Genomic DNA, 4,217 nt, shown 5'->3' with positions numbered 1-4,217 from the left:
ACACCCGCGCCGTCCCATCCCAGGATGCCGTCACCACCCGCTCCCCATCCGGGCTGAACGCGGCGGAATTGAGCGGCTCCTCGTACCCCCTCAGCACCACCGGCATGCCCGTCCCGCCCGCTCGCCACACCCGCGCCGTCCCATCCTCTGAAGCCGTCACCACCCGCTCCCCATCCGGGCTGAACGCGGCGGAATTGAGCGGCTTCGAAGCAGGGAGTTCCGCCACGAGACGGCTCGAGACCAGCGCCGTATTCGAAAGTTCAGCCCACCCATGAACCTTCTCTGGATGGCGGATCTCTGAAAGCATCTTGATCGAGATATCGGACTGCTCGCGCGCCATCCATTCCTGAGCACCTGCCATCACGGCTTGCTCCACGGCCTGACGCTTCGCGCTCAACGCCCAGAGCAGCAAGCCCCCCATCAGCAGTGCCACTGCCAATGACACCGATGCGACGAGCACCAGCCTGCGCCGGCTGGCCCGCTCCCGTTGCCTCCTCCGCTCCTCCTCCTCCCGCCCCAGCCGCTCCCGCTGGAGCTCCAGCACCTTCCTCGCCAGCCAGTCATGCCCCAGTTCGAAGTAGCGGCTTCCCCGGTGTTCCTCTGCCCTCAGAACCGCCGCCCGTTCCAGGCTCGACAGCACCGTCTCCGCCTCCCCCTGAGGCAGCACCGCCCGCGCCTGCTGCTCCATCAGCAGCGTCCGCGTGCCGTCGCTCGCCACCAGGTGCTCCTCCAGCAGCCGCCGCGCATCCGCCTTCAGCGGCCCCAACGCCTCCAGCGTCGCTGCCAGGTACCTGTGCAGGATGGGCTCCGCATCCACCGCCCCCGCCACGCCTCCCTTCTCCGCTCGCTCCTCCCACAGCGCACGGCACACAATCTGCGCGAACGCCGCCTGCACCTCCGCCTCGTCCGTCTCCGCCTGTCCCGCCCCCCGCACCTGCAGCATCAGCCGGCGGACCTCCTCCTCCTGCCACCGCTGCGCCGGCACGCCCAGCTCCGCCAGCCGGGACGCCACCGTCACCGTCTCCCCCACCGTGAGCGGCCCTAGCCGGAAGCCCTGCTCCCATAGGACCTTCCGCCCCCGCGCCCTGTCCCGAAACCTCCCCAGGTAGTCCTCTCTCAGAGACAGCACCAGTTGCAGTCCCTGGATGGGCTTGCGCGCCAGCATCCCCAGGCTCTTCAACAACTGGCCCACGGGCCCAGGCTCCCGGTCCGGCAATAGCAACTGCTCCAACTGGTCCAGGAAGATGAGGATGGGCCGCTCCGAAGACCGCTCCGCCAACCGGATGGCCTCATCCATCGCCTCGGGCAGCCCCATCCCCGCAGGCACCTCTCCCAGCTCGAAGCCGGAGAACATCGCCCTCGCCAGCCGCTCCAGGGGTACCTCTCCCGTCAGCCACGCATCCACGCGCACCGTGCGGAAGCCGTATTGCTCCTCCAGCAGCGGCACCACCCCGGCCTGCATCAGCGATGACTTGCCCGACCCGGATGGGCCGAAGAGCGTGACACACGGGTGGGCCAGGATGCTGTTGGCCAGCAACCGCGTGACCTCCTCCCGCCCCAGGAAACGCTCGCGCTCCTGCGCCTGATAGGGCCTCGGGCCTGGAAAGGGATTGACTCGCTCCTGTTCGCTCATGGCCCCCTCAGCTCCGCGAACGTGTCGAGCGACGACACCAGCTCAGAAGCCCCGGATTCGATGACCTGCACGCCGACTTTGCCCGGCAGGCACGTGCCGCTCTCCCACAGGCGTCGCTCCTTCTTCCCCGCCTCGGGTTCGAGGAGCACAGCGCTTCCACGCGGCAGCGCCCTCATCTCGAAGAGCCGGTGGAGCAGCATGCGGTGATGCCAGGACAGCATCGACATCCCCAGCAGGAGGACGGGCTGGTTGTTCAGCCGGCCCGCGATGAAGTCGTAGAGCTCGGGAGGAGGCAGGTCCTTCAGCTCATGGACACCCAGGAGGTAGTGGTCCTCGGTGAGGAGGGGCGTACTGAAGGTGTCCTCCGGCAGGTAGCCGCTGTAGAGCCGGAGCACCACGAGCTCCCGCTGCGCGTCGAACGACCGGGACAGCTCGCAGATGGGCTCCCAACTGTCCGAACCAGCCTCGCGCCGCATCATCGTCCCCGGCGTGTCCGGGTCCGCCCCGGGCTCCGGCGGCTGGATGGCATAGAGCGTGAGTTCGGGCCGCTGCTCGGCCAGGACGTGCTCCAGTACGGGGAGCCGCAGCAGGGTGATGTGGACTCCGGGCACGAGCCGCCGCGCCAGCGCCGCAAGCAGGGGAGACGAGGTCTCGACGCTCCTGAACACACTCTGGAACTGGGTGTTCAGGTGCTTCTCCCCGAAGCGGAGCACGTACTGCTCGGTGAGGGCGCTCAGCGGCAGCCAGTGGAGTGCGTCGCTCGTCTCGCCTTCCTTCGCGAGTCCCTTGCACAGCCGCTCGCGGAAGTCCCCCTCCAGCACCACGCGCTCGTCCTGCCACTGGTCCCCCAACAACAGGGTGAAGGGCCGCTCCAGAAGCCGTTGCAAGGCCGGTGAAGACGGGCCCACGCCCGCGATCGGGGAGATAGGCTTCGGGGGAGAGACCCACCGTCCCTTGAACTCGAAAAGGACGGAGTCGTGCCCACGCAGGTACAGCACCGGCGAGAAGGCCTCGGCGCTGTCATGGAAGGTGGAAAGCACCGTCCGCCGGGCGTCGTTGAGGGCCAGCGCCACGTCTCCCCGCAGCGCGGCCCTGCCGGTGAGCGTCCGATAGAAGATCGCCGAGGACGTCCGCGCCACGTCGGCCTTGACCGGCCAGAGGTGGGCGACGACCGCATCCGCCCCGGCTCGCGCGAGCCACTCCGCCGCGCTGGCCAGGGCCCCGGGGCTCGCGCCTTCGCACGCATCGAGGACGATGAGACGCAACCACTGGCGAAGCCGCTCCTGGATCTGCTGGCCCAGCAACTCGGCGTTGATCCAGGACTGCTCGTCGTCGACCTCCCCGAGGCACAGCCTGGGAATGCCATTCTCGAGACCACCATGGCCGATGAAGTGGATGACGTGAGGAAAGGGCTCGCACGCCAAGCGGCTCGACAAGGAGGGCCAGCGGGCACGAGGGCCGATGAGCGGTTCGAGCCACTCGACCTCGCCGGCCGAGATGCCCTCGGCGAGCGCGCTCCGCAACATCGCGAGGGCCGCCTCTCCCGAGGGAGCGATGGGCAGGACCCGGACCGCGCCGAGCACCTCGCGTGGCTTCCAGGGCTCCGCCGAATGCACCCCCCGCGCCAGGAGCACGTCCGGCGAGTTGGCGAGGAAACCACTACTCGTCCCGGGAGTGCAGAGCGCCTCCCAGGGAACGGATTGGAGCGAGCCCTCGTGGAGCATCAGCCGCAGCAAGACGGGGTGGCCCCCCGCCGCTTCGCGCAGCCGCGCCCACACCATCAGGATGTCATCCCGGAAGAGGCCTCGATGGAGCGCCTGGGCCCGCGCGAGCCAGTCCCCGCCGAGCGGCTCGCCCGCCTTGGCCGCATCCCAGACGGCGGCCGAGAACAGTTCCAGCGACTTCGCCGAGAAGTCAGGACCCAGGAGAAGGGGGGTGGGTTGCTCTTCCCGGCCTCCTTCGACGCGGGCACGCATTCTGGTCCTGGCGCGCTCAAGAATGACATCCAACCACGCCTTGGGAGGCATCCTGTCACCCCCCTCCGAGGCGCAGGAAGGGACCCTCGCTTTCGAGCACCCCGTGGGCGCGCGGAGCCGCCGCCTCTTCGTCATCCCCGAGTGAGAGGCCGGCTCCCAGCGGCTGCATCGCCGAGAAGGTGCCCTCCTGATAGAGCAACTGGACGGCCTGGAAGCCGAACACGAGGGGAATCGGCCCCTCGAAGGTGACCTTCGAGAGTGCTGTTCGCTCGCCAGAGACCCCCACCTTGCCGCCGACCACCTTCTGCACCGCGGAGGTATCCACGGTGAGCTTGGCGTCGTGCGCCCCCTCCGCCTCCACGGACAGGCTCCGGGCCTTAAGGGTCGCCGTGATGACGAACAGTTCGTCCGAGTCCAGCATCCGCTCCACGGTGGCGGACCTGGGAGGAAGCTCCGCCGCAGAGAGGAATTGGTCGAGCAGGAGCAGGTCGATGCTGTCCCGGAGCACCTCATGGAAGGTGAAAGAGAGGCGCCTGGCCTGGCTGTAGGCGCTCTCCAGTCCCAGCTTCCCTCCCCCGAGCGCCTGGAGGACGTCCCCCAGGATGGAG

At 68.7% G+C, this 4,217-nt stretch carries 3 protein-coding genes; all 3 read right to left on the bottom strand.

Annotated elements, in window-relative coordinates; all coding sequences use genetic code 11:
- The coding region (locus D7W82_RS42250) for a hypothetical protein (protein ID WP_147439765.1) at window positions 1–1,633 on the bottom strand (1,633 nt) is incomplete at its 3' end.
- Entirely contained in the window at window positions 1,630–3,609 is a 1,980-nt protein-coding gene (locus tag D7W82_RS38600; RefSeq protein WP_158617809.1) for a CHAT domain-containing protein, read from the bottom strand. The genes D7W82_RS42250 and D7W82_RS38600, both read right to left, overlap by 4 nt.
- A gap of 55 nt (window positions 3,610–3,664) precedes the next feature.
- Window positions 3,665–4,217: hypothetical protein (locus tag D7W82_RS40800; RefSeq protein WP_158617808.1), on the bottom strand; the 553-nt coding region annotated here is incomplete at its 5' end.

This window comes from Corallococcus sp. CA049B, from assembly GCF_003611685.1.
GTDB lineage: Bacteria > Myxococcota > Myxococcia > Myxococcales > Myxococcaceae > Corallococcus > Corallococcus coralloides.
The sequence above is the reverse complement of the archived record's forward strand: the minus strand, read 5'-3'. Positions and strand labels throughout refer to the sequence as shown.

Excerpts from the sequence above, each read along its gene's own strand:
- D7W82_RS38600 (WP_158617809.1), bottom strand. The coding sequence starts at position 3,609 with ATGCGTGCCCGCGTCGAAGGAGGCCGGGAAGAGCAACCCACCCCCCTT.